This window comes from Kitasatospora sp. NPDC033851 (assembly GCF_055576085.1).
This window is the reverse complement of record NZ_JBVIRL010000096.1, coordinates 1-2,308: the sequence shown is the minus strand read 5'-3', so window position 1 is coordinate 2,308 and position 2,308 is coordinate 1. Positions and strand designations below refer to the sequence as shown.

1 protein-coding gene and 1 pseudogene are annotated in these 2,308 nt (G+C 69.7%); one reads left to right on the top strand and one right to left on the bottom strand.

The features are described 5' to 3' along the window. Nucleotides 1-530: 530 nt before the first annotated feature. Nucleotides 531-1,544 (top strand): hypothetical protein, encoded by a 1,014-nt coding sequence (locus tag ACZ51D_RS43630; protein ID WP_465665877.1) that lies wholly within the window; start codon nt 531-533, stop codon nt 1,542-1,544. A gap of 623 nt (nt 1,545-2,167) precedes the next feature. On the opposite strand, the pseudogene ACZ51D_RS43625 reads toward ACZ51D_RS43630, so the two are convergent. Beyond that, nucleotides 2,168-2,308 (bottom strand): annotated as a pseudogene (locus tag ACZ51D_RS43625) (IS5/IS1182 family transposase); the annotation flags it as partial.

The following is a 2,308-nucleotide window of genomic DNA, read 5'->3' as shown; positions in this document are numbered from 1 at the left end:
TCTCCTCACACGCGGCCAGCATCCACCTAGACGTGACGGAGCGTCACCCGGCGCACAGAAGCACGATCGACTTCACGAAATCCGTGCCTGAACCGTAGAACGGGAGCCACCTGGGCAACGAGTTCGAGAGTCAATTGTGAACTCGTGAACGGCTTCTGTGTCGGAGTGATCGAGGCTGGCCGTTCACACTGTCGGTACCTCGTTCGAGCGACGCCGTATCAGGCCGGCTCGGGGGCGGGGCCCGATCAGACGGACCGTCCTGAAGGCAGACGTCGCCCGGTTCTGCAGCGGCCTGGAGGAGCCGGCCCGGCCATTCGGCTGCCGCCGAATCAGCCAAGTGTTCCAGGGCTGTCCGGGCGGTGACCGGCGTGTACCCGGGTCGTTGAAGCAGCTTGGACAACCGAGTTGTGCGGTGCCCCGGTCGTGGTGGTCCGGGGCGGCGTGGTGTGCGGCTCGGCTGCCGCCTTCCCCGGGCCTGGACGCTTCGGCGTCCTGAGGCCTGGTCCAGATGCGAGCGAGAGGAGAACGGCGTGGCCGGACGGTCTGGTCTGTATATCGGTGGGTTCCTGAGCAGGGGCCGCGGCAGCGGCCGGGCCGGCCAGGCAGCGGTGCTGGTGGTCGCGGCGGTGCTGAGCGGTTCGGCGATGCCCGCGCAGGCGCGGGCGCAGGCGCCTGCCCGTGATGCCGCTGCGGCGGCACCGGTGACGAAGGTGTACGCGACACCGGGCACGTACGAATTCACCGTCCCGAAGGGCGTCACCCAGCTGACGGCCACGGCGGTCGGCGCCGGCGGCAGCGGAGGCGGTGGAGGCTCCGGCGGCAACGGGAACCAGTTCCAGTTCGGTGGCGGCGGCGGTGGAGGCGCCGGCGGCAACGGCGGCGGGGCTGTCGAGTGCGTCTTCCCGGTCAAGCCCGGACAGGTCATCCACCTCGCCGTGGGGAAGGGCTACCCCGGCGGCCGCGGTAGCCACAGCTGGGACCCCGAGAACCGCTACAACGGCGAGGGCGGCTACGGCGGCGACTACGGCGACGATTCGTGGGTGTGGGACAAGACGACGAACAACTCCATCAGGGCCAGGGGCGGCCTGGGCGCGTGGGGCGGAGGGGGAGGAGAGTCGGCGAAGGGGAGCTCGCAAACCACCCGCGATCTGAGCGGTAAGGGCGGCAAGGGCGGCCCGTCCAACGACAGGGTCGGTGGCGGGACGTGGGACACTCGCGGCCCCAAATGCGCCAACGATGCGCTGGCCAGGGGCGGCAAGCATGGGGATCCCGGTCGGAACGGGGAGGACGGCAGCCACGACCGGGGAGACGGCCGCGGAGCTGACGGCGGACACGGCGGGGCCGCCGGTGTGGAGACGCCCTGGAACGCGGAGGTTCCACTGCCGAGCATGGCGCCCTGCCCCGAGAACGCGCGCGGGAAGGGCGGCGACGGCGGGCGCGGCGGGAACGCGGGGGACTGGAACCGGAACTATGACAACTTCTACCCCAAGCCGGGTGAGGACGGTAAGGCCGGCCAGAGTGGCTGCCTCGTACTGACCTACTGAGAGCACGGGCCCCCTCCGGGCCGGCTGACCAGCCGACCCGGGCGGTAGGCCCGGTGCGTCACGTCCGACCTGCCGACGCAGACGGACATGGTGTGACCCGGGCGGGTCTCCCGCCGGATCGGCACCCTGCCAGGCCCCACCAGACCGGTCCGACCCCACAGCCAGAAGACCATGCTTGCGCGACGGGTTCGCGTTGCCCGCCCTCGCGCACTCTGCGGCACCACAGCTCGGCCAAGTGGCGTAGCCGAGGCTCGCCCGCACCATCTACCCCAGCACTCAACCAGTCTCGATGGTCCAGGTTGCAGGTGGCTCTCGATTCCGTTGCCTAACTGGCTCCCGAATTAGGTTCTGGCTCAACTTCTGTGGTGGCCCGTCGGTCCTCAGCGGATCGGCCTCGTGACGCCGAAGAACCTACAGGTAAGAGACATGCGTCCGCTCGGTGCCCCGGCCGACGGCAGGTGGCTGTGTGGCGATGGGCCAGGGTGGCACCGATCTCACAGAAGGCCTCTGTGGCCGGGTCGTATGCAGGTGTCTCCCTGGCCGCTCACCACACCACCCCTGCGGGCCAGGGAGGCGGCAACCGCTCTGCTTCCCACAGCCCGCTAAGGGCGTCCGCCAGTAGGTCATCGGATGCGGGGGCTTCGAGGCCGGGTATCCCAGCGGTAGAGCGTCCAAGCCCGTCTGATTAGGCAGCGGACAGTGATGATGATGCTGGCCAGGGCGATGAAGAACTCGACGATGGTTCTTCGTCGCTCGGTGCAGCG